This window comes from Amycolatopsis sp. NPDC059657 (assembly GCF_042734395.1).
Lineage (GTDB): Bacteria > Actinomycetota > Actinomycetes > Mycobacteriales > Pseudonocardiaceae > Amycolatopsis.
The window spans coordinates 1-22,201 of the sequence record NZ_JBHWEB010000143.1; the positions used below are offsets into that span (position 1 = coordinate 1).

Genomic DNA, 22,201 nt, shown 5'->3' on the forward strand with positions numbered 1-22,201 from the left:
AGGTTTCAGCCTCCCAATGTGGCTTTCGTCAGCTCAGAGCTGACGAAAGCCACATTGGGGGTTCCAGAGCTGACGAATGCCGCATTGGGATTTTTTTCAGACGGCGATCTTCTCGTGGACCGGCCTGCGCAGGGCGGGCAAGGCCAGTAGAACGGGTGGGTCGAAGGAACGCTTGGCCCTGAGCTTCAGGTCGGCGGGTGGTGTTTCGACGCCCGCCTTGGTCTGGACGGGGCCCTGGTAGCCGACGTAGGGCGCGTTCGCCCAGGCTGGTTCGGTGACGCAGTGCGCCACGACGTGCCAGAAGCCGTCGGGGACGCCGTCCAGCTCGAACTCGCCTGGCGCGTCGACGATGGCGCAGCGGACCGGGTTGCCCTCGGTGAGCCGTCGCGGGAACAGGCCGACGAAGACGGCCATCGGCGGGACGTCGGCCGGGATGGTGAGGGTGCCGCGCACCACCGAACCGCCGACGACAGGGCGCATCAGGCCGCTGCCGTTCGGCACCACGCCGCGGAACTTGCGGTACGCGGTCGGTGAGACGCCGACGCGGCTGCTGAACCGGGAGCTGAAGGTGCCGACGCTCGCGTAGCCGACGCGGTTGCTGATGTCCGCGACGGTGATCGAGGTGGACAGCAGCAGGCGCTTGGCCTCGGCCAGCCGCATCGCGGCGAGGAAACGGCCAGGGGAAACTCCGGTGGCCTGGTGGAACATCCGCGAGAAATAGAACTTGCTGAACATCGCGGACCGAGCCATGTCGTCGATGGTCACCTGCTCGCCGAGGTGTTCGCGCATGGTTCCGATGGCACGCTCCACAGCGCATCGGACGGTTTCATCCATCATGGCCTCCCCTCATTGACCCGATTCGGTCCAGGTCAACTGGAGATTACGGTCCGCGCCGGTCCCGCTGTAGTTAGCCGATCACCGTCCGGCATGTAATTTTGAGCGTCCCCGTATGAGAAATACATGATCGAAAAGGTGATCACGTTAGGGGTTGACGGTGCCGCCTTTTGGCGCATGCGAAAGCCACGAACGGGTGGTGCGGCGTCCACTGGATGAGAGCGGTTGTGGCCGAGCACACTTCTACGTGTCAGCCAAATGGGTTTTCAGGAAGTGGCGGGGGAGTTCCCGATGAACATTGTTACGTCTGAGCGAGTGAACGTCTTCTTTTCGGAGATCGGCTACAGCGGTGATGTCAGGGACGCCGGCATCAAGCTGGAGATCGACCGGTTCGACCAGTGGACCAACTGGCGCATGCCGGGAAACTCGGTCACCGACTGCATCTGTTTCATTCCGCCCCTGGCCGAAGCGGCTTGAGCGGAAACCGTAGGCCCCGGCCGTCGACCGTGCTCCAGGGCGGTCGGCGGCCGGTTCCATGCCGTGAGCGCCCACCCAACGGGAACAGTGTTAGATATGTTGTTCTCAGCAGAGGGGGCTTTCAATGATCAGGGTCCTGGTGGCCGAGGATATGCATATCGTGCGCGGCGCGCTGGTCGCGCTGCTCGGTCTCGAGGCGGATATCGAGGTGGTCGCCGAAGCGGCCACCGGTGACGAAGTGCTGCCCGCGGCCAGGGCGGCGAGACCGAATGTCGCCGTCATCGACATCGACATGCCCGGCAAGGACGGCCTGAGCGCGGCGGCCGAGTTGCACGAGCTCATGCCCGAATGCCGCACCTTGATCCTCACCAGCCTCGGGAGCCCCGGCACACTGCGCCGCGCGCTCGCGGCCAAGGTCGGCGGTTTCCTGCTCAAGGACGCGCCGGCGGACAAGCTGGCGAACGCCATCCGCGGGGTCGCGGCAGGCCGTCGCGTCGTGGACGGTGAACTGGCGATCGCCGCGTGGGACTCCGAGGACTGCCCGCTGACCCCGCGTGAGATCGAGGTGCTGCGGTTGACGGCGGCGGGCGCCGACCCCGTCGAGATCGCGGGCCAGCTCTTCCTGTCGGCTGGCACCGTGCGGAACTACCTCACCACGATCGTGTCCAAGGTCGGCGCCAAGAACCGGTTCGACGCGATCCGCATCGCCCGCGACGCCGACTGGATCTAGGGTCCTAGACCGGCACCACGGCGCGCAGCCGGAAGCGGCCGTCTTCGGCCACCGCGGCGGTGAGTTCCCCGCCCAGCGCGCTCACCCGATCGGACAGATTGCGGATCCCGTTGCCGCTGATCTCGGTGCCCGGCTTCGGCGCCGCCTGACCGACCCCGTCGTTCACGATGTCGAGCCTGACCTCGCCGTCGACCTGGCGCACGGCGATATCGCACTGCTCGACCTTGCTGTGCCGCAGCACGTTCGTCACACCCTCGCGCAGCACGACGGCGAGCACGGTCGTCACCGGTTTGGGTAATTCGCCCAGCTGAAGGTCCATGGTGACCTCCACCTCGGCCGCCGCGAGCACGGCCTGCGCCGAGCGGGACTCCTGGTCCAGCGACAGCTCGCGGTACCCGGTGGCCACCGAGCGGACGTCCGCCAGCGCTTCACGGGACAGCTTGAGCACGTCCTCGAGCTCGACCGTCGCCCGGTCGGGGTCGATGGGCAGCAGGCGGTCGGTGAGTTCGGTCTTCAGCGCGATCGCCGAAAGGCTCAGCCCGAGCAGATCGTGCAGGTCACGGGCGAACCGGAGCCGTTCCTCCGCGACGGCCACCTCCGCCAGCCGCCTGCGGGTGGCCGCCAGCTCGGTGGCCAGCCTGGTCATCCAGCTCAGCGCGAACACGATCAGCCCGGTGTTCACCGTGGCCACGGCGTTGAAGACGATGCCCTGCGGGTCCGCGGCGAACCCGTTGCGGACCCAGACGACGCCGGCGACCACGGCCGCGAACACCGTCCAGCCCGCCGCGGGGCGCAGCACCAGCAGCGCGGTGCCCGCGAGCCAGCCCGGCAGGCTGACCCAGTTGGCCTTCAGCTGGATCAGCGGCAGGAAGATCAAGCAGGCCTGGACGAACAGCAGCCCGTAGCCCTGCCGGGACTGGAGGCGCGCCGTCGGGCGGCTGAAGAAGGACAGCTGCAGCACGAGCAGCGCCGCCAGGTACCCGGCGGTCAGCGCGACCTGCCACGGCGACTCGGTGAGATACAGCAAATGGATCAGCGCGGCGACGCACATTCCGGAGAACACCATGGCGACCGCGGTACGCGTCTGTTTCGTGCCCGGCTGCGAGTCCGGGTCCTGCGCGCTGTGCCCCGAACGCCAGGTCCCCCCGTGCTCGTCGGGCAGCGGGAGTTCGGTGTGCAGCCTGGTGCCGTCCTCGCGCTGCTCCAGGACGACCGTGCCGCCCAGCGTCTCGACCTGGTCGGTCAGCTTCCGTAGCCAGTCGTCCTCGGCATCCGCCGGTGCGCTGCCGTCGCTGCTGATGTCGAGCGAGACCATCTCGTCCGTCTGCCGGACGGCGATCCGGCAGCTGCTGACCTCGTTGTGGCGCAGCACGTTCGTCACGCCCTCGCGCAGCACGGTCGTCAGCACCGTGCGGAACTGCACGGGAAGGTCGCTCTGGTCGAGGTCCAGCTCCGCCTCGACGTCGGAGGCGGCCAGCAACGATTTGGCGATCCTGGCCTCACCCTCGAGCGAGAGTTCCCGGTAGCCGCTCGCGACCGACCGCACGTCGGACAGCGTGCGCCTGGCGATCTGGGTGATGTCCGAGAGCGCCGCTCTCGCGCGGTCGGGTGCCCGGCGCAGCAGCCGGTGGGTCAGCTCGCCCTTGAGCGCGATCGCGGACAGGCCCATGCCGAGCAGGTCGTGCAGGTCGCTGGCGAACCGCAGGCGTTCTTCGGCGACCGCGCCCTCGGCGAGTTCGGCGCGCGCGTCGTTCAGGCCGGTCACCAGCCGGGACAGCTGGGTCAGCAGATACACGTACAGGCCGGTGACCAGCACGACCATGACGTCGTAGAGCTGGTCGAGCGCGCCCGTCTCCAGTGTCATCTCGATCGGGAGCATGGTCAGCACGATCGCGCCGAACGTGATCCAACCGGGTAGCGGCCGTAGTACCAGCAGCACGCTGCCCGCGAGGAAGCTGGGCATGTCGTCCATGTCCCCGCCGAAGAACACGATCGGCAGGTAGCCGAGCAGTGCCTGCACCACCAGCACGCCATGGCTCAAGGAAGAACGCAGCTGGGTCGACGGCCTGCCGAAGTAGAACAGCTGGATCGCGACCAGGCTGCCGGTCACCACCGCCAGCGCGATGAGGGTACTGCTGCCCGCTCCGGATTTGGCCGCGCTGAAGAGCTGTACCGCGAAGTAGCCGACGAACACCACGATGACGATCGCGTTGGCGATGTGCACGGCTTGGCGAGGCCGCCGGTCAGGCCCGGCGGTTCCCCTCGGCAGTGCGGTGATCGAAATCCGATCTTCGTCCGGCATAGGCACCCCAGTCACCAGCTCGCTCGTAACCCCCGAAAGGTCGTGCCGGGCGAGCGGCACACGGGAGTTTAACCGACTACTGCTCACTGGGAAGCCACTGAGCCGGTCCCGCGCGGTTTTCTAGCGTTTTGTCATATGGGAAGAGTCCGCACGGGACCGGTTGGATACTCAGTGGACGACGAGTCCCTCGGATGGCGCAGGGGTCGCGTCGACGTGGAATATCTCCGAAAAGGTCTCCAGGTGCTCCGGTGCGCCTTTGACGATCACGCGTCCGTCCGCGATGGCGGCTGACGCGTTGACCTCGCCCTTGAACAACTGGTTGAGCACGGCGGGGCTCTTCGGCTCGATGCTGATGTCGGGCGTCTCGGCGCCGCAGCCTTCCGCGACCTTGACCGAGCCGTCGGCGACGACCGCGGTCAGGGTGAGCGTGCCCAGCCTGAGTTCGAAGGTGATCCGCTTGTCCAGCGCGGATTCCGGCCGGAACGCGCCGTAGAGCGCCAAGATCGCCGCGTCGGTGGTGATCACCTCTTCCGGGCAAGGCTCGGTCAGCGAACGGGCGCCCCACATGCCGAGCTGCAGCACGATCTGGTCGAGCTCGCCGCCGTACTCGGTCAGCTCGTAGACCACGGACGCGTCCAGCTGCGGGGTGACCCGCCGCCGGATGACGCCCCAGTGCTCGAGTTCGTTGAGCCGGGTGGACAGGATGCTGGCCGGGATCTTCGGCAGGCCCGCCTGCAATTCGGTGAACCGCTTGGGGCCGAGCACCAGATCGCGGACGACGAGCATCGACCAGCGTTCGCCGATCATCTCGATGGCGCGGGCGAGGCCACAGAACTGGCCGTAGCTACGAGCATTCATACTTCGGTCCTCACTCTTTTACTGGGAACGGTGCGGATACTGACGATCTCAGCGGCCATGTTCACCCTCGGCCAGCAGTTCGTGGTGCAGCAGCTGCAGTTCGTCGCAGGGCTCCACCCCGAGCTCGTCGTTCAGCCGGGCCCTGAGCTGGCGGTAGAAGGCCATCGCGTCGGACCGGCGGCCGCTGCGCCCGAGTACCCGCATCAGCTGCCCGTGCAGGCTTTCGTCCAGCGGGTTGCCCGCGACCAGCGTGCGCAGCTCGCCGATGAGCTCCAGGTGCATGCCGCCGCAGATCTCGGCTTCGATGCGCAGGCTGAGCGCACTGCGCCGTTGTTCGAGCAGTTCCACCACATAGCCCGAAAGCACGGGACCGCAGTGCACGTTCGACAGCGGCGGTCCCGACCAGAGGTCGAGCGCGGAGCGGAAGGCGGCGGCCGCCTCCACGTATTCGCGACGGCGCAGCAGCTCGCGGCCTTGCCGGTGCAGGCGCTGGAAGCCGAAGACGTCCACCTGCTCGGGATCGATGCGCATGAGGTAGCCGGGCGGCTTGGTGACGAGCAAGGATTCCGCGTCGGCCTCGAGGCCGTTCTGCTCGATGCAGCGACGCAGGTGGTGCACGTAGGTGTGCATCGTGGTCCGCACCGTGCGCGGCGGATCGTTGGCCCATAGCTCGTGCATGATCGAATCGACATGCACGATCTTTCCCGGCCTGGTCACCAGCATCGCCAGCAGCCGCAGTACTTTCGGCGTGGTGGGCGCGTAGTCGACGCCGTCCTTGAGCACCTCGAGCGGCCCGAGCACCTTGAACTGCACCGTGGGCTGTGTCGACTCGCCGCGTTCGGTCAGCAGTGGTGCGTATGCGTCCATCGCCGCGCCTCCCCAGATGCATTCATCGCCGGAACCCCCGCTGTCTGTGCTTTCCGACAGTGACAGAGTGGTCAACCGGGTACCAGTGACCGTGCCATCGGGCGACTCGTGCGTTTCCCCCGCTGCCATATGCGAAATGCACATGCCGGACATGCATGGTTCGCTGGCACGGGCGGGGCCGCTGCACCACCATGACCTCATGGGGAAGCGCATCTTGGCAAGGTTCCTTGACTTCAAACGTCACCTCCGCGCGGAAATCAGCGAGGGCGACGGTGCCTACCTCTTCTCCGAAACCGGCGTGATCGCCATGCGCGGCACCCAGATCGCGGCGCTGGCGTCGCTGCTGGACGGCACGCGCGACTTCGAAGGACTGTTGCGCGCCAAGCCAGCGGGGATGGACACCGAGCAGGTCGCGGCCCTGCTCGCCCAGCTCGTCGAAGCCGACCTCGTCACCCTGCGCTCGCCGGCTGATCCCGGTATCGACGCGCGCACACTGGCCTACTGGGATGCCTGCGGTGTCGACCCGATCGCCGCCGAGCAGCGGGAAAAGTCGGCACGAGTGGAGGTGTTCGCGCTCGGGGACAGCACCGACGCGGCCCTTGTGGACCGTGCGCTGCGCGACGGCGGGCTCTGTGTTTCCAGCGGTGACGCCGATGTTTCCGTGGTGCTGTGCGACGACTACCTCGATCCGCGCCTCGCCGAGATCGACGAGGCACATCGGATGACCGGACGGCCGTGGCTGCTCGCGAAGCCCGTCGGCGCGCAGGTGTGGCTCGGTCCCGTTTTCCAGCCAGGCGAATCGGCGTGCTGGCACTGCCTGGCCAACCGGTTGTGGGGGCAGCGGCACGCGGAAGCCTGTGTGCAGGCTGCACTCGGGCACGAGGGCCCGGCGCCGAGGCCAGCGTCGGCGGTCCCGCCGCTGACCTCCGCCGCGGCGCACCTGATCTCGCTCGAGGTGACCAAATGGCTCGCCGGATATCGTTATCCCGGCCAGCGCTGCGTGTGGGTTCTCGACTCGCTCGACCTGCGCGGGCGCCTGCACCAGCTGCAGCGGCGGCCGCAGTGCCCGCAGTGCGGTGACCGCGACCTGATGGCCGCGCGCGCCACGAAACCGGTGGTGCTGCGGGAATCGAAGAAGGCCAGCTGCGGTGGTGGCGGGCACCGCACGCTCACCGCCGTGCAGATGCTGGAGAAGTACCGGCATCTCGTCAGCCCGGTCACCGGCATCGTGCGTGAGGTCACCAGGGACGAGTCGAGCCCGTCCTTCGTCAACGCGTACCGCTCCGGCGTCAACGTCGTGCGCTCGATGACCGGGATGGCGAGCCTGCGCGCGAACCTGCGCGGGGAGAACGGCGGCAAGGGCGCCACCGCGCTCGACGCCGAGGTCGGCGCGCTTTGTGAAGCGGTGGAACGGTTTTCGGGCAGCTATCAGGGCGACGAGTTCCGCGTTTTCGGCTCGCTTCGGTCATTCGGGTCCCACGCGATCCACCCGAACGACTGCATGCTCTACTCCGAACAGCAGTACCGCGACCGGGCCGCCTGGAACGGCGAGCACGGCGTCATGCAGCAGGTGACCGAACCGTTCGACGAGAACAAGGTGCTCGCCTGGACTCCGGTGTGGTCGCTCTCCGCCGGGAAACATCGCTTGCTGCCCACCGAAATGCTGTACTACGGCGCGCCGGACGAAGCGGGCCTCCGGTCGCTGCGCGCGGATTCCAACGGCTGCGCCGCGGGCAGCAGCGTGGAAGACGCCATCCTGCAAGGAACACTGGAAGTGATCGAGCGCGACGCGGTCGCGTTGTGGTGGTACAACCGGACGCCGATGCCCGGCGTCGACCTCGGCGGGTTCGGCGACCCGTGGCTGGAGGAGATGACCCAGCGCTACGCCGAGATCGGGCGTGAGCTGTGGGCGCTGGACGTCACGTCCGATGTGGGCGTGCCGGTGATGGTCGCGATCTCGCGGGAGCTGGGGAAGCCCAGCGAGAACATCATGCTCGGCTTCGGCGCGCACCTCGACCCGCGCACGGCGCTGCGGCGCGCGGTGAGCGAATCGAACCAGATGCTGGCCGTGCTCTGCGACACCGACACCGAGTTCGACGACCCGGACGCGCGTCGCTGGCTGCGTGGCGCGACCGTGGAGAACCAGCCGTATCTGCTGCCGGCTGGCGGCATTCCCGCGCGCAAGCCCGCGGATTTCCGGTTCTCCCACCGGGCGGACATCCGCGACGACGTGCTGGCACTCGTGCGCGCGCTCGGCGAGCGGGGATTGGAAACACTGGTATTGGACCAAACCAGACCGGATGTCGGGCTGCCCGTCGTCAAGGTGATCGTGCCGGGCATGCGGTCGTTCTGGGCCAGGTTCGCGCCGGGCAGGCTGTTCGACGTGCCCGTGACGCTGGGCCGTTCGGCCGAGCCGACCGACTACTCCGGGCTCAATCCCTTCCCCCTGTTTCTGTGAAGAGCGTACGAGGTCTCGACAATGGAATCACCCGAGCCACCCGCGACCATTCCACTGTGGTCGCTCACCGAGGACACACTCGTCGAGATCGGTGAGAACGGCTCGCTGCAGGTGATGACGCGGTGGGGTGAGTTCGGCGTCGAGGACGCGGGCGCGCTGGCGGTGGAGTCGTTGCGGCGGATGGCGCTCGGCCCGGTGAGCCTGCGCAACGTCACCTCCGGCGCCCAGTGGCTCGGCGAGTTCTCGCCGGGATTCCTCGCGCTGCGCCGGGTGTTGCGCCAGCTCAGCGGTTCGGTCGTGCACTCGCTCGGGCTGCAGGACGGCAAACGGCCATTGCTGTCGGTGATCCCGATCGGGCCTGCCCCGTTCTTCCGGCCGGAGCCGGTGGACGCCGACCGCGCCATCCGGCTCTCGCGGTTCGCCGTGCTGCGCGCGGGCGAGGGCGGGATGCTGCTGGAAAGTCCCGACGCGCCGTTCCTGGTACTGCTTTCCCGGCCGTGGGCGGTGCGGATCGCGTCGGCCTTCGTCGAGCCGTGCACCATCCACGACATCGTCGCCGACACCGGGCTGGGCGAGGAACTGGTCACCGACGCGGTGCGCTACCTCGTCGCCGCCGGCGTGGTGCTGCTCGACGGGGTAGGCGAGGGCTTCGCCTTTGCCGAAGACGATGATCCGGATCTGCGGCACTGGTGTCACCACGAGCTCATGTTCCACGCGCGCAGCCGGACGCGGCTCGCCTGCGGGCGTCCCGAATCCGCGCGCGGGCCACGCGAGAGCGCGCCGCCAGTCGTCAAACCGGCGCCCGACGGCCCGCGGTTCTCGTTGCCACGCCCGGACTTGGCCGCGGTCGCGGACACGCCGCTGACCGCGCTGCTGGAGAACGACCATGTGTGCCCTCGGTTCCCCGAACAGCCGATCACGGTGGCACAGCTGGGCGAACTGCTCTACCGCGGCGCGCGGGTCCGCTCGGTGGGACCCGCCCACCTGCCGGCGCAGGAAAGTCACGAGGCCTCACAGCGGCCGTACTTTTCGGTCGCCTGCCTGTACGAGCTCGAGTTGTATCTGACCATCGACCGCTGCCAAGGGCTGCCGCAAGGGATCTATCACTACGATCCGCTCGGGCATTCGGTCACGTTGATCAATGACGCGCCGGCCGACCTCGCCGCCGTGCTGGATCTGGCGATGGTGGCGGGAGCCGGCCATCGCCGCCCGGCGGCGCTCATCACCGTGACCGCCAGGCTGGAACGCACCTCCTGGGCACTCGGCGGGGCGGCCTACTCGACCGCGCTCCTGCATTTCGGTGCGCTGCAACAGACCTTGTATCTGACCGGCAAGGCCATGGGCATGTCCGCGCACGCCGTCCCGCTCGACGCGGGTGACCGCGTCGACCGTGCGTTGAAACTTACTTGGCCCGCGGAGGTCGCGCTCGGCGAATGCGTGCTTTCGGCGTGATTTTTGCCGTCACCTAACTTGGGAACCCTGTGCTAAAGCCATTCCGCTTCCGTCGCGATGCGGATGGCGTCGACCCGGTTGCGCGCGTTGAGCTTCGTGACGACCGTGGCGAGGTAGTTGCGCACGGTTCCGGACGACAGGAACAGCTCGGCCGCGATGTCGGAGACGGTGCGCCCGCGCGCGGCCAGCCGCAGTATCTCGATTTCCCGTGGTGTCAGCGGGCAGTCGTCGGCTTCCCACGCGGCGAGCGCGAGATCGCTGTCGATCACGCGCTGGCCCATGGCGACCGAGCGGACGGCGTTGGCGAGTTTGTTCGACGGCGCGTCCTTGAGCAGAAACCCCTTGACCTTGGCGTCGAGGGCGCGGCGCACGGTGCCGGGCCTGCCCAGTGAGGTGAGGATGAGCGTCTGGCAGCTCGGCAGGTGCTCGTACAGTTCGACCGCCGCGGTGAGGCCGTCCTTGCCGGGCAGGTCGATGTCGATGATGGCCACATCGGGGTTGCATTCCTTGGCCACGCGCAGGATCTGGTCGCCCGAGGCCACCTCGGCGACCACCCGCAGGTCCGATTCCAAATTGATCAATGCGACGAGGGCCCCACGCACCATATGCATATCCTCGGCCAGCAGTATTCGGATCACTCCCCAGCCTCCGTTCGACACCGCTGCGTCAGTGTACCCAATTACCCGAAGCCGCGTAATTCACAAAAAGCACAATCAGCGGAGGGTAAAGAAAAACTCACTGTCCGTCATCGACCCGTTCTCCATTCGTGCCGACCGTCCGGCCCGCTTGCTCCCTTGGGACCAAAACTCAACTGCTCGTCAAGTGCCTCGAAATCGGTGGCGGGTTATGTGGAGGTCAGCAGAAGTGACCCGTGAATTCGAGGTTTGACGAGGTTTATAAAGATGATGGAGCAACGACCGGAAGATCCCAGAATTCGTTCCGCGCCCACTTCCCTGCAGGTGGCCGTGCGTCAGGTGATCGCGTCGATGCACGCGCGTTATTTCGATCCGATCACGCTCACCGAGCTCGCTTCAGAGGTGTTCGTCAGCCCGTTCCACTTCTCGCGCGTCTTCGCGAAGGCGACCGGCGTGACGCCGGGGCGGTACCTCACCGCGATCCGGCTCTTCGAGGCCAAGCGCCTGTTGCTGACGACCGCGCTGACGGTCTCGGACATCGTCTGCAGCGTCGGCTATTCCAGCGTCGGCACGTTCACCAGCAGGTTCACCCGCGCGGTCGGGATGACACCGACGCAGTACCGCGAGCCGGAGGTGGGCCAGCTGCTGCTGGCGCTGGCGCCGAACTTCCGCCGCCTGCCGTCATTGGCGACGTTGCGCACCCTCGGTCGCAACTGTGCCTCGTCGACGGTCGGTGATGGCGTCATCACGGGTCGCATCGTGATGCCGGAGGGCGCGCCGCCCGCCGACGTGCTCATCGGGGTGTTCGCCGAAGCCATTCCGCAACGGGGACCTGTCGCGTTCACCGGAAAGGTCAGCGTGCGCTCGACCGGTTTCGAAATCCCGGGTGTGCCCGACGGCGACTGGGTGGTCATGGCGGTCGGCGAGCATTCCACCGGCCCGTCGCAGTCGCGCTTCTCGACCGCGATGCAGCCCTATTCCGTCCGGGTGCGCGACGGCCGCACCGAGCACCTGAAGATCGCCATGCGCGCGCCGCTGGCGACCGATCCGCCGATCGCCATCACGCTCGCCTCCCCGTCCTCGCCGTACGGCAACCGACTGGCTGTCCCGCGCCCCGGTGGCCTGCGCGCGGTCGCCTGATCCGAAGGAAGTAGTCCACATGCCGAGTTTGCTGGGCGTACTGCGCAAGCGGATCTTCGCCCCGTCACTGGCCTCGGTCGGGTTCGCCGGCCGTGGCTTCGCGGTCACGCCCACCGAGGCGACCGCCAGGCTCGAGACGATCCCGCAGGCGGTCGTCACGGGGTTCGAATGGGGGATCGAAGGGCCGGAGCTCTGGGAGATCGAACGGCGCCTCGACATGGTGGAGCCACTGCTGCGCGGCTTCGCCTACGAAGGCGCCACGATGGCGGCCACCCTGCTCGACGTCATGCCCGGCCGTAAGCGTGACCGCACGTCGAAGCTGCTCGAGGGGCCGGGCCGTCAGCACGTGTTCCTCGCCTACATCGGCATCGGCTTCGCGATGGCCAGGCTGCCGAGGGTGCTGTGGAAGAAGGTGCTGCCCGAGTTGGACGACGTGCCTTACCACCCGACGATGAGCTGGCTCGCGGTCGACGGCTACGGCTTCGACAGGGCGTACTTCGACACGAAGCGCTGGGTCGACGAGCAGCACGTCTCGGCGCCGTACCCGTGGGCAGGCGCGCCGGAGTACTTCCAGCGCGCCGTCGACCAGGGCATCGGCCGCGCGCTCTGGTTCATCAACGGCGCCGATGAGCAGGCCGTCGCCGCCGCGGTGGACCGGTTCCCCGCCGAGCGCAGGCCCGACCTGTGGGCCGGGGTCGGCCTGGCCGCGACCTTCGCGGGCGGCAGTGACGAGCTCAGGCTGGCGAGGCTGCGGGAATCGGCGGGCGCGCACCACGATGAGCTGGCACTCGGCGTCGTCTTCGCGATCAAGGCACGCACGTTCGCGGGCTTCGTGCCCGAGCACAGCGAGCTCGCCGCGCGGGTGCTGGCCGGGCTGACCGTCGAGCGCGCACAGGAGATCGCCGACAGTACCGAGGTCACCGCGCATGAGGGCCCCGAGCCCGCTTATGAGCTCTGGCGGCAACGGATCCGTGACCACTTCGCGATCGGCGAGCAGCGGCTGGCCGGTTGAATTCGCAATTCAGGAGAAATCCGCCCGCAAGAGTGAAGACGCTGCCGCTCCCCAACGCATGTGAGCATTTAAGCAGAAATCATCCGAACCCGAAAAAGGGGGCGAGTGCGTTGGGCACAGGCTGGCGCGCTTTACGGCGCCGTATCCTCACTCCGGACGTATCGGAAACCTCGCTCGACAAACGCGGTTTCCACAAGAAGAGCCCGGCCGCTCAGGAATTGCTGGAGACGGTGGGGAAGATTTTCCTCGACGGATACGGGCATGCGGTCGAAGCGCGCATTCCGGCGGACGCCGCTGCCCGTATCGACGAGATCCCGCCCCGGTTCCGCGGGTTCGCCTGGGAAGGCGCCGGAATGGGCTTCGGCATGCTCGACGGCCTGCCGGGCGGCGGCCGCGGGCGGGTCACGGAGATCCTCGATGGACCCGGCGCGCCGCACAACTACCTGATCTACGTCGGTGTCGGCTGGGCGATGGCGCGGCTGCCGCGTTTCCGCTGGCCGTCGCCGACGGAGTTCGACCCGTTGCTGCGCTGGCTGCTGCTCGACGGATACGGTTTCCACCAGGCCTACTTCAAGACGGCCAAGTACATCGACCAGCAGTACCAGGACCCGGCTTTCCCGTGGCCGAGCCGTAAGTACAGCGCCTACGCGAACCGCGCGATCGACCAGGGCATCGGCAGGGCACTGTGGTTCATCGGCGGCACCGACGCCGAGCTGGTCACCACGCTGCTCGGCCGGTTCGACCCGAGCCGCCACGGCGACCTCTACGCGGGTGTCGGACTCGCCGCCACGTACGCGGGCGGCGTCGAAAAGGCCGAGCTGGAACTGCTCGCCGAGCGTGCGGGTGACCATCGTGGACAGTTGGCGCAGGGTAGCGCGTTCGCCGCGGAGGCCAGGATCGCCGCCGGTCTGCACGTGCCGCACACCGAACTCGCCACGAACATCCTTTGTGGACTCGAATCGGCCCTCGCGGCGAAGATCACCCAAGACGTCCGTCCCGACAATCCGGTCGACGGCGAGCTGCCCGCTTTCGAATATTGGCGACGGCAAATCGCCGACGAAGTGCTTTCACTGGGAGGTGTTGGAAAATGACCGCGACATTTCGCTGGCTTCACAAGCAGCTGGCCGGAATCGTGGCGCTCGCGCTGATCGCCACCATGTTCCTGATCGGGAAGCTGCCGGAGGTCTCGGCCGCCGACCAGGACAAGGTCGCTTCGGAGTACTCGTTCACCCCGCTGACCATCGCGTTGCCCGCCGCGAAGAAGAACCAGGCGGTCCGCACGGTCAACAAGGAGTACAAGCACATCGAGGCGTGGATCTCGTCGGTCGGTTCCGCGATCGCGATGAACGATCTCGACAACGACGGCAAGAACAACGACCTCTGCCTCGTCGACACCCGCACCGACCAGGTGGTCGTCACCCCGACGCCCGGTGCCGGCGACAAGCGGTACGCGCCGTTCGAACTGGAGGCGCCGTCCACCAACCCCTACATCGCCCCGATGGGCTGCGTGCCGGGTGACTTCAACGAGGACGGCAAGATCGACATCCTCGCCTACTACTGGGGCCGCACCCCGGTGCTGTTCCTGAAGAAGTCGAGCGTGACCACTTTGGACGCGAAGGCGTTCCAGCCGGTCGAGCTGGTGCCGAACCCGAAGATCACCGACGGGCTCTACGACGGTGACATCTGGAACACCAACTCCGCCACCATCGGTGACTTCGACGGCGACGGCCATGTCGACATCTTCATCGGCAACTACTTCCCCGAGGGCAGCCGGGTGCTCGACGACCGGGTCAGCGGCGGCATCACGATGAACCAGTCGATGTCACACGCCTTCAACGGCGGCGGCAAGTTCATCTTCCGCTTCATCGGCGCCACCGCGGGCGACACCCCGACGGCGAAGTTCGACTGCACCGAAGAGGCCATCCCGGCAGGCGACAGCCGCAACGGCTGGACGCTCGCGTCCAGTGCCACCGACCTCAACGGCGACGGGTTGCCCGAGCTCTACATCGCCAACGACTTCGGCGCGGACCGCCTGCTGTACAACATCTCCAAGCCGGGCCGCATCGACTTCGTCAACGTCAAGGGCGTCAAGGGCGCGGGCGACCCGAAGTCGAAGGTGATCGGCAACGATTCCTTCAAGGGCATGGGCGTCGACTTCGGCGACCTGGACCACGACGGCCTGTTCGACGCGTTCGTCAGCAACATCACCACCTCGTGGGGCATCCAGGAGTCCAACTTCCAGTGGATGAACAACGCCAAGGACGACGCCGAGCTGACGCAGAACTTCAAGGACGGCTACGCGCCGTTCTCCGACGCCAGTGGCCACTCGGGCAGCGCATGGTCCGGCTGGGGCTGGGACGTCAAGATCGCCGACTACAACAACTCCGGCGAGTCTGTGATCACCCAGGCGACCGGCTTCGTCAAGGGCCAGGTCAACCGCTGGCCGCAGCTGCAGGAGCTGGCGACGGCGAACGACGGCCTGCTGGCCAACCCGTTCTGGTGGCCGAACGCGCGTCTCGGTGACGACATCGGCGGCGACCAGACGCTGCACTTCTTCGCCAAGACGCCGGACGGCCGGTACGTCGACATCGCGAAGAAGCTCGGACTGGCCGTCCCGGTGCCCACCCGCGGTATCGCCACCGGTGACACCGACGACGACGGCCTGCTGGACTTCGCGGTCTCGCGTCAGTTCGAGCAGCCGGTCTTCTACCACAACAACGGCAAGTCGCAGGGCAAGTTCATCGGGCTGAACCTGACGAACGAGACCGGCTCGCCCGCGATCGGCGCCGAGGTCACGGTCACGCTGGCCGACGGCCGCAAGTACATCGACCGCGTCGACGGCAGCAGCGGCCACTCCGGCCGCCGCACCAACCAGGTCCACATCGGACTCGGTGATGTCAGCGGTCCGCAGCAGGTGCACCTGCAGTGGCGGGACCGCGCCGGCGCGCTGCATCAGCAGGACCTGCAACTGAACCCCGGCTGGCACAGCGTCCAGCTCGGCTCTCAGGCCAAGGAGAAGTGATCGGCATGGCAACGCAGACACCCGTGAAGGGGCATGATCCGAAGGTCACCATCGCACTGCGCCGGTTCGCCATCTCGATCAGCATCTTCAACATCATCGGCTACCTGTTCCTCGGCTTCGAGCAGCCGTGGGCCTGGCCGCTCATCGCGCTGGCCACCGGCTACACCACCGAGATCGTGCTGGAGATCATCGGCGCCCGCTCCGAGGAGCGGGAGGTGCGATTCCGCGGCGGCGGGGTCAAGGGGTTCCTCGAGTTCCTGCTGCCCGCGCACATCACCAGCCTCGCGCTCAACATGCTGACCTACGTCAACGACCGGGTCTGGGTGATGATGTTCGGGGTCGTGGTGGCGGTCGGCGCGAAGTGGATCTTCCGTGCCCCGCTGCGCGGCCGGATGCGGCACTACATGAACCCGTCCAACTTCGGCATCACCGTGATCCTGCTGGTGTTCCCGTGGGCCTCGATCGCGCCGCCGTATCACTTCTCCGAGCACATCCCCACCTGGGGTGGCTGGCTGATCGTGGCCATCATCCTGATCTCGGGCACCGTGCTGAACGCGATGCTGACACAGCGCATGTGGCTCATCTTCGGCTGGCTGAGCTTCTTCGTGGTGCAGGCCGTGGTGCGCGGGTTGATCTTCGACACCGCCATCCCCGGCGCGCTGGCCATGGGCACCGGCATCGCGTTCGTGCTCTACACGAACTACATGGTCACCGACCCCGGCACGACCCCGTCGAAGCCCGCGGCGCAGTTCCTCTTCGGCGCGAGCATCGCGGTCGCGTACGGCTTCTTCATCGCCGTGCACGTGGCGTACGGGCTGTTCCTCGCCACCGCGACGGTCTGCCTGATCCGCGGCCTGTTCCTGTGGGGCCTGCACTTCCACACCAAGTCCAGGCTGGCGTGGGAGGCCGAGCAGAAGCGGACCCAGGTCACCACCGCGCCGGTCTCGGCCATCGCGGCCAGGAAGGCCGAGGTCGGCGAAGACGCGGCCGCGGCATGACCAGCACCGACGGAAGCCGGGCGGCACGCGCTGTGCCGCCCGGCCCGCCGCGCCGTCAGACCTTAGGGTTGCTCAAGAAGCTGTTCACCGACCGGCTCGCGCTGATGACCGAGTCGGCGGCCTACGGCGACGTGGTCCGGATCGCCATCGGGCCGAAGTCGCTGTACCTGGTGAACCACCCCGAGCACGCCAAGCACGTGCTCGCCGACAACGCGGCCAACTACCACAAGGGAATCGGCCTGCGTGAAGCTCGTGCGGCGCTCGGCGACGGGTTGCTCACCAGTGACGGTGACACCTGGAAGCGGCAGCGCCGGACGCTGCAGCCGGTGTTCCAGCCCAAGCGGATCGCGCGGCAGGCGGAGATCGTCGCGGCCGAGGTCGGCGCGCTGGCGGACCGTCTCCGTTCCAAAGTGGACGGTGAGCCGATCGAGATACTGCACGAGATGACCGGGCTGACGCTCGGCGTGCTCGGCAGGACGCTGCTCGACGCGGAACTCGGCGGCTACGAGTCGCTCGGGCATTCGTTCGAGGGCGTGCAGGACCAGGCGATGTTCGAGGCCGTGACGCTCGGCATGATCCCGGCCTGGCTGCCGCTCAAGAAGCAGCTCAAGTTCCGCGAGTCGCGTCACGACCTGCGCCGGATCGCCGACGAGCTGGTGGAGCAGCGGTTCGCCGAGGAACTGGCCGGGCGTGACGACGTCATCTCCCGGCTGATCACCTCGGGCTCCGAAGACCGCGAGCGCATGCGCGACGAGCTGATCACGCTGCTGCTCGCGGGGCACGAGACCACCGCGAGCACGCTCGGCTGGGCGTTCCACCTGATCGACGAGCACCCCGAGGTCGGCGCGCGGCTGCACGCCGAGGCCGTCGAGGTGCTGGGCGACCGGCCACCGTCCTATGAGGACCTTCGAGGCCTGACGTTCACGGTGTCGGTCATCGAAGAGGTCATGCGGATGTACCCGCCGGTGTGGCTGCTGCCGCGGATCGCGCAGGAGGAAGACGTCATCGACGGCTACCGCATTCCCGCGGGGTCCGACGTCGTCGTCGTGCCGTACGCGATGCACCGGCACCCCGAGTTCTGGACGGACCCGGAGCGGTTCGACCCCGGCCGGTTCGCGCCGGGTGTGCCGCGGCCGCCGCGCTACGCCTACATCCCGTTCGGCGCCGGGCCGCGGTTCTGCGTCGGCAACAGCCTCGGCTTGATGGAGGCCGCCTTCGTGCTCGCCGTGGTGGCCAGGGACCTGAAGCTGACGAAGGTGCCCGGTTACCAGGTCGTTCCGGAGGCGATGTTGTCGCTGCGGGTACGCGGCGGCTTGCCGATGACGGTGCACAAGCAGGAGAGGAGCTGAGCTGTGACCGAAGACGAGACCATGACGCTGGAGGCGTTCGCGGACACGGTGCTGCCCGGCGAGAAGCGCTCGCCGGACGACCGGGCGATCGCGGGCGTCGGCATCGGCCCGGGTGCGGTGGAGGCAGGCGCGCTCACCCTCTTGCAGGAGCCGGCCACCGGCATCACCGGCGGGCTCGAGTACCTGGTGCTGTCGCTGGACAACCACGCCAAGACGTTCGCCGCGGAGTCGGAGATCGAGCTGGACACCGGCGTGCCCGCGTTCGTCGCGCTGCCGTACGAGTTCCGGCGGAAGCTGGTCACCAAGCTGACCGCGCCAGGGCACCCCGAGAAGGACGGCTGGGTCGCGCTGGCGTTGTTCTGCAACATGTCCTTCGACAGCGCGCCGCACCTCAAGACCGCGGACGCGCTCGGGCAGGGCCACCCCGGCCTCACGGCGATGGGCTGGACGCTCGACGACACCAAGAACGGGTTCTGGCAGTTCCCGAAGTACGGCTACGGCCGCAAGCTCGCGGAACTCCACCCGGACACGACACCTTCCGGGAGCCCGGCATGACCGAAAAGACTGACGTCCTGATCGTCGGCAGTGGCTTCGGCGGCTCGATCACCGCCTATCACCTGGCCGCGGGCGGCGCGAAGGTCACCGTGCTGGAGCGCGGTCCCTGGGTGAAGACCGAGGAGTTCGAGCACGACTTCCTGCTCGGGTCGTCGTACACGCGGATCTTCGACTTCGTCGTCGGCGACGGGATGAGCCTGCTCGGCGGCAACTGCGTCGGCGGCGGCAGCGTGGTGTACTTCGCCGCGATGCCGCGCGCGCCCAAGTTCGTCTTCGAGCGGCACGGCAGCATCGGCCGCAGGATGTGGCCTGCCGAGCTCAGCCGTGACGCGCTGGATCCTTGGTACGACCGGGTTTCCGAGTCGCTGCCGGTGTACAAACAGGACTGGGCCGACGTCTCGTACGCTGGCGGGCTCTGGGGCGCGCTGTGCAACCACTCCGGCCGGACCGCGAATCCCGCGCCGGTCGCGGTCGACAACAGCAAGTGCACCAACTGCAACTGGATGATGGCTGGCTGCCGGTTCGACGCGAAGCGCTCGATGCTGACGAACTACCTGCCGGCCGCCATCGCGCACGGCGCCGAGATCCGCCCGCTGCACGAGGTGCAGAAGCTGACGCGCAACGACGACGGCGGCTACCGCGTGCACTACAACGTCATCGACGACGAGGACTACCGCCTGCACCACGAGAGCGGCACGATCGACGCGAAGATCGTCATCCTCGCCGCTGGCGCCGGTGCCACGCCGGTCATCCTGCAGCGCTCCGAGGCGGCGCTCGGCAAGATGCCGCACGGTGTCGGCCGGTACTTCTCGGGCAACGGCGAGCGGCTCAACACCGCGGTGCTCAACGAAGACCGCGTGCGTGACGTGCTCGGCCTGACCCGCGAGGACGGCAAAGCCTATGCCGCCAACCAGATCGGCAAGGGCCCGACGGTCGCCAACTGGGACAAGCTCGACGGCTCACTGCCGGAGTACGAGCGGTTCTCCTTGGAGCAGCTGTACTTCCCGCCCGGACTCGGGACCATCCTGGCGCAGGTGCCCGGCATGGAGTCACCCGCGTGGTTCGGGCCGGAGAAGAAGGAAATGATCAAGAAGTGGGCCTCGTGGCTCACCATCTTCCAGATGACCGAGGACGACAACGAGGGCGTCTTCGGCACCCCGCCGCCGACCGGGAACGCGTACCGCATCTCCCAGCAGATGCTCGGCCGCGGCCCGCTGCGCTACGACCCGACGGAGAACACCCGCCGAGGCTGGGCGCTCGCCGACGCGGAGTGCAAGGAGATCCTCGAAAAGGACGGCCTGGCGACGGTCGCGCCGTGGACCAACGACGTGGTGGGCGCGTACACCGTGCACCCGCTGGCGTCCTGCCGGATCGGCGACGACGCGGCCACCTCGGCGCTGCACCCCAACCACGAGCTGCGTGACCACCCCGGCATCTTCGTCACCGACAGCTCGTCGGTGCCCGGCGCGCTGACGGTGAACCCGGCGATGACCATCGCCGCGCTCGCCGAGCGGTCCGTGCCCGGCATCGTGCGCGCGGCGCAGGAACGTGGCGTCGACGTCAAGTACGGGGCGCCTTCGCCGCTGGGCGAGACGTCCGGTCGCGATGGCGTGATCAACCTGCCCGTCACGGTCGCTGGGAGCTGAGCATGGCGCCCACCCCGATCCGGCTCGCGCTGCGTGGCGCGCTGCGCGACGTCCGGTACGTCAGCGCCGTGCCGCCGCGCCGCGCGACCGGCTTGGTCGCCGACGTCTACCGGCAGGTCGAGCGCGACTTCGGCATGCTGGCCCCGCCGATCGCGCTGCACTCGCCCGCGCCGGAGGTGCTGGCCGCGAGCTGGACCATCCTGCGTGAGTCACTGGTGGCTTCAGGGTTGGCTTCCCGTGCGGACAAGGAGGTCGTGGCCTCGGCCGTGTCGCGGGCGAACACCTGCCCGTACTGCGTCGAGGTGCACGGCATGGCACTCGGCTCGCTCGGGCGCGGCGAAGCCGCGGCCGCGATCTCCGGCGACGAGGCGATCGAGGACCCGTCGACGCGGGCGCTGGCCGAATGGGCACGCGGGGGAGAAGGCTCGATCGCGCCCGAGCTGAAGCCGGAACTGGTCGGCGTGGCGGTCACCTTCCATTACCTGAACCGGATGGTCAACGTCTTCCTTGGTCCGTCGCCGCTTCCAGCAGCGGTGCCGGCGTCGGCGCGCCGGGTGGCCCGAGCCGTGCTCGGTCAATTCTTGAAGCCCAGCGACGCCTCTCCCGGTGCCTCGCTGGAGCTGCTGCCCGACGCGCCCCCGCCCGGCGATCTGTCCTGGGCCAAGGGAAACGAGACCATCGAGGCCGCGTTCACCCGCGCGAGCGCCGCCGTCGACGCGGCCGCACGCGCGTCCGTGCCCGCACGGGTGCGCGAGGTCGTGCAGCGCGAACTCGCCTTCTGGCCGGGCAGTTCGGCCGCCCTGAGCGCTTCCTGGGTGGAACCGGCCATCGCGGGCCTGCCGCTGAGCGAACGGGCCGCCGCGCGGCTCGCGCTGCTGACCGCGATCGCCTCCTACCAGGTCGACGAGTCGGTCGTCGGCACGTTCCGGCGGTATCAGCCGTCGGACACCGCGCTGGTGGAACTGGTCGCGTGGGCAAGTCTTTCCGCCGCCCGTTCGCTCGGGAAACGGCTGCTGTTCGACGTGAAAACGAGTGAGAGGACGGAAAAGTGACAGACGTGATCGCCGCGCTGACCGCCGAAGCCGCCGAGTTCGACGCGCTGTTCGCCGAGCTCGAAGCCGAGAAGTGGGCGCTGCCGACGCCGGCGCCCGGCTGGACGATCGCCCACCAGGTCGGTCACCTCGCCTTCGTCTTCCAGATCGCGGGCCTCGCCGCGTCCGACCCCGACGGGTTCGTCGCGATGACCGCGGGCGCCGCGAAGGACTTCGACGGCGCGGTGAACGCCGCACTGCAGGCGTACGTCAACGACCCGCCCGAAGCGCTGCTCAACCGCTGGCGCGCCATCCGCGACACCGGGATCAAGGCGCTGGCCGCGGTGCCCGGCGACCAGCTGGTGCCGTGGCTGGTCAACCCGCTGCCCCCGTTCGTGCTGGCCTGCGCCGGCATGATGGAGCTCTTCGCGCACGGCCAGGACATCGCGGACGCGCTCGGCGTCGAGCGCACGCGCACCGACCGCGTCCAGTTCCTGGTCGGATTCGCCGTGCGCGTCTGGGACTTCGGTTACCAGGCAAGGGGCCTGACCCCGCCGGACGTCGAGTTCCGCTTCGAGCTGACCGGTCCGTCCGGCGCGGTGTGGACGTTCGGCCCGGAGGACTCCGGCCAGCGGATCACCGGCGACGCGGTGGACTTCTGCCTGCTGGTCACCCGCCGCCGTCACCGCGACGACCTGGCGCTGCGAGCCATCGGCGAGCACGCGGACAACTGGTTGGACATCGCGCAGGCCTACCGCGGCCCCGCGGGCGAAGGCCGCAAGCCGGGCCAGTTCAAGTAGTCGTGAGTGGTATGGCCGGTTCTAACCGGCCATAC

General features: G+C 68.1%; 19 protein-coding genes. 14 read left to right on the forward strand and 5 right to left on the reverse strand.

Annotated features, from left to right (window positions below; genetic code table 11):
• Positions 1-96: 96 nt before the first annotated feature.
• Positions 97-834, reverse strand: a complete 738-nt coding sequence (locus ACFV15_RS42155) for a helix-turn-helix domain-containing protein (protein ID WP_378358323.1) — start codon at positions 832-834, stop codon at positions 97-99.
• A gap of 258 nt (positions 835-1,092) precedes the next feature.
• Between ACFV15_RS42155 and ACFV15_RS42160 the strand changes: the two genes are divergently transcribed.
• Complete coding sequence (locus ACFV15_RS42160; protein ID WP_378358325.1) at positions 1,093-1,311, forward strand: hypothetical protein; 219 nt, start codon at positions 1,093-1,095, stop codon at positions 1,309-1,311.
• 124 nt (positions 1,312-1,435) lie between these two features.
• A complete protein-coding gene (locus ACFV15_RS42165) occupies positions 1,436-2,041 on the forward strand; it encodes a DNA-binding response regulator (protein ID WP_370943945.1) in 606 nt (201 codons plus the stop codon).
• Positions 2,042-2,045: 4 nt separating this feature from the next.
• Here the strand turns inward: ACFV15_RS42165 and ACFV15_RS42170 are convergent, their stop codons facing one another.
• The 3 genes from ACFV15_RS42170 to ACFV15_RS42180 form a co-directional block, all read right to left on the reverse strand.
• Positions 2,046-4,358 carry a sensor histidine kinase gene (locus tag ACFV15_RS42170; RefSeq protein WP_378358326.1) on the reverse strand — a complete coding sequence of 771 codons (2,313 nt, stop codon included), beginning with the start codon at positions 4,356-4,358 and terminating at the stop codon, positions 2,046-2,048.
• Between the two features lie 153 nt (positions 4,359-4,511).
• A complete protein-coding gene (locus tag ACFV15_RS42175) occupies positions 4,512-5,201 on the reverse strand; it encodes a winged helix-turn-helix transcriptional regulator (protein ID WP_378358327.1) in 690 nt (229 codons plus the stop codon).
• Between the two features lie 48 nt (positions 5,202-5,249).
• Positions 5,250-6,068 carry a BTAD domain-containing putative transcriptional regulator gene (locus ACFV15_RS42180; RefSeq protein ID WP_378358329.1) on the reverse strand — a complete coding sequence of 273 codons (819 nt, stop codon included), beginning with the start codon at positions 6,066-6,068 and terminating at the stop codon, positions 5,250-5,252.
• A 199-nt stretch (positions 6,069-6,267) separates the two neighbouring features.
• Here ACFV15_RS42180 and ACFV15_RS42185 point away from each other — a divergent pair, with 199 nt between their 5' ends.
• Positions 6,268-8,526, forward strand: coding sequence for a TOMM precursor leader peptide-binding protein (locus ACFV15_RS42185; protein ID WP_378358330.1), 2,259 nt, complete (start codon positions 6,268-6,270; stop codon positions 8,524-8,526).
• A gap of 21 nt (positions 8,527-8,547) precedes the next feature.
• The gene (locus tag ACFV15_RS42190) at positions 8,548-9,978 is read left to right on the forward strand and encodes a SagB/ThcOx family dehydrogenase (RefSeq protein ID WP_378358332.1); all 1,431 of its coding nucleotides are present in this window, start codon (positions 8,548-8,550) and stop codon (positions 9,976-9,978) included.
• 32 nt (positions 9,979-10,010) lie between these two features.
• Here the strand turns inward: ACFV15_RS42190 and ACFV15_RS42195 are convergent, their stop codons facing one another.
• Entirely contained in the window at positions 10,011-10,616 is a 606-nt protein-coding gene (locus ACFV15_RS42195) for a DNA-binding response regulator (protein ID WP_378358334.1), read from the reverse strand.
• Between the two features lie 267 nt (positions 10,617-10,883).
• Here ACFV15_RS42195 and ACFV15_RS42200 point away from each other — a divergent pair, with 267 nt between their 5' ends.
• The 10 genes from ACFV15_RS42200 (at position 10,884) to ACFV15_RS42245 (ending at position 22,166) form a co-directional block, all read left to right on the forward strand.
• A complete protein-coding gene (locus ACFV15_RS42200; RefSeq protein WP_378358347.1) occupies positions 10,884-11,753 on the forward strand; it encodes a helix-turn-helix transcriptional regulator in 870 nt (289 codons plus the stop codon).
• A 19-nt stretch (positions 11,754-11,772) separates the two neighbouring features.
• On the forward strand, positions 11,773-12,765 hold the full coding sequence (locus ACFV15_RS42205; protein WP_378358336.1) for a DUF1702 family protein: 993 nt from the start codon (positions 11,773-11,775) through the stop codon (positions 12,763-12,765).
• 110 nt (positions 12,766-12,875) lie between these two features.
• Positions 12,876-13,856, forward strand: a complete 981-nt coding sequence (locus ACFV15_RS42210; protein ID WP_378358337.1) for a DUF1702 family protein — start codon at positions 12,876-12,878, stop codon at positions 13,854-13,856.
• On the forward strand, positions 13,853-15,787 hold the full coding sequence (locus tag ACFV15_RS42215; protein WP_378358339.1) for a CRTAC1 family protein: 1,935 nt from the start codon (positions 13,853-13,855) through the stop codon (positions 15,785-15,787). The genes ACFV15_RS42210 and ACFV15_RS42215 overlap by 4 nt, the downstream gene beginning before the upstream one ends.
• A gap of 5 nt (positions 15,788-15,792) precedes the next feature.
• Positions 15,793-16,785 carry an enediyne biosynthesis protein gene (locus ACFV15_RS42220; protein ID WP_378358341.1) on the forward strand — a complete coding sequence of 331 codons (993 nt, stop codon included), beginning with the start codon at positions 15,793-15,795 and terminating at the stop codon, positions 16,783-16,785.
• Positions 16,782-18,134 carry a cytochrome P450 gene (locus tag ACFV15_RS42225; protein ID WP_378358342.1) on the forward strand — a complete coding sequence of 451 codons (1,353 nt, stop codon included), beginning with the start codon at positions 16,782-16,784 and terminating at the stop codon, positions 18,132-18,134. Before ACFV15_RS42220 ends, ACFV15_RS42225 begins: the two co-directional genes overlap by 4 nt.
• A 21-nt stretch (positions 18,135-18,155) precedes the next feature.
• On the forward strand, positions 18,156-18,689 hold the full coding sequence (locus ACFV15_RS42230) for a DUF5987 family protein (protein WP_378358348.1): 534 nt from the start codon (positions 18,156-18,158) through the stop codon (positions 18,687-18,689).
• Positions 18,686-20,335 (forward strand): FAD-dependent oxidoreductase, encoded by a 1,650-nt coding sequence (locus tag ACFV15_RS42235; protein WP_378358344.1) that lies wholly within the window; start codon positions 18,686-18,688, stop codon positions 20,333-20,335. The genes ACFV15_RS42230 and ACFV15_RS42235 overlap by 4 nt, the downstream gene beginning before the upstream one ends.
• Before the next feature lie 2 nt (positions 20,336-20,337).
• Entirely contained in the window at positions 20,338-21,387 is a 1,050-nt protein-coding gene (locus tag ACFV15_RS42240) for a carboxymuconolactone decarboxylase family protein (RefSeq protein ID WP_378358345.1), read from the forward strand.
• Positions 21,384-22,166, forward strand: a complete 783-nt coding sequence (locus tag ACFV15_RS42245; protein WP_378358346.1) for a TIGR03084 family metal-binding protein — start codon at positions 21,384-21,386, stop codon at positions 22,164-22,166. Before ACFV15_RS42240 ends, ACFV15_RS42245 begins: the two co-directional genes overlap by 4 nt.
• Positions 22,167-22,201: the final 35 nt, after the last annotated feature.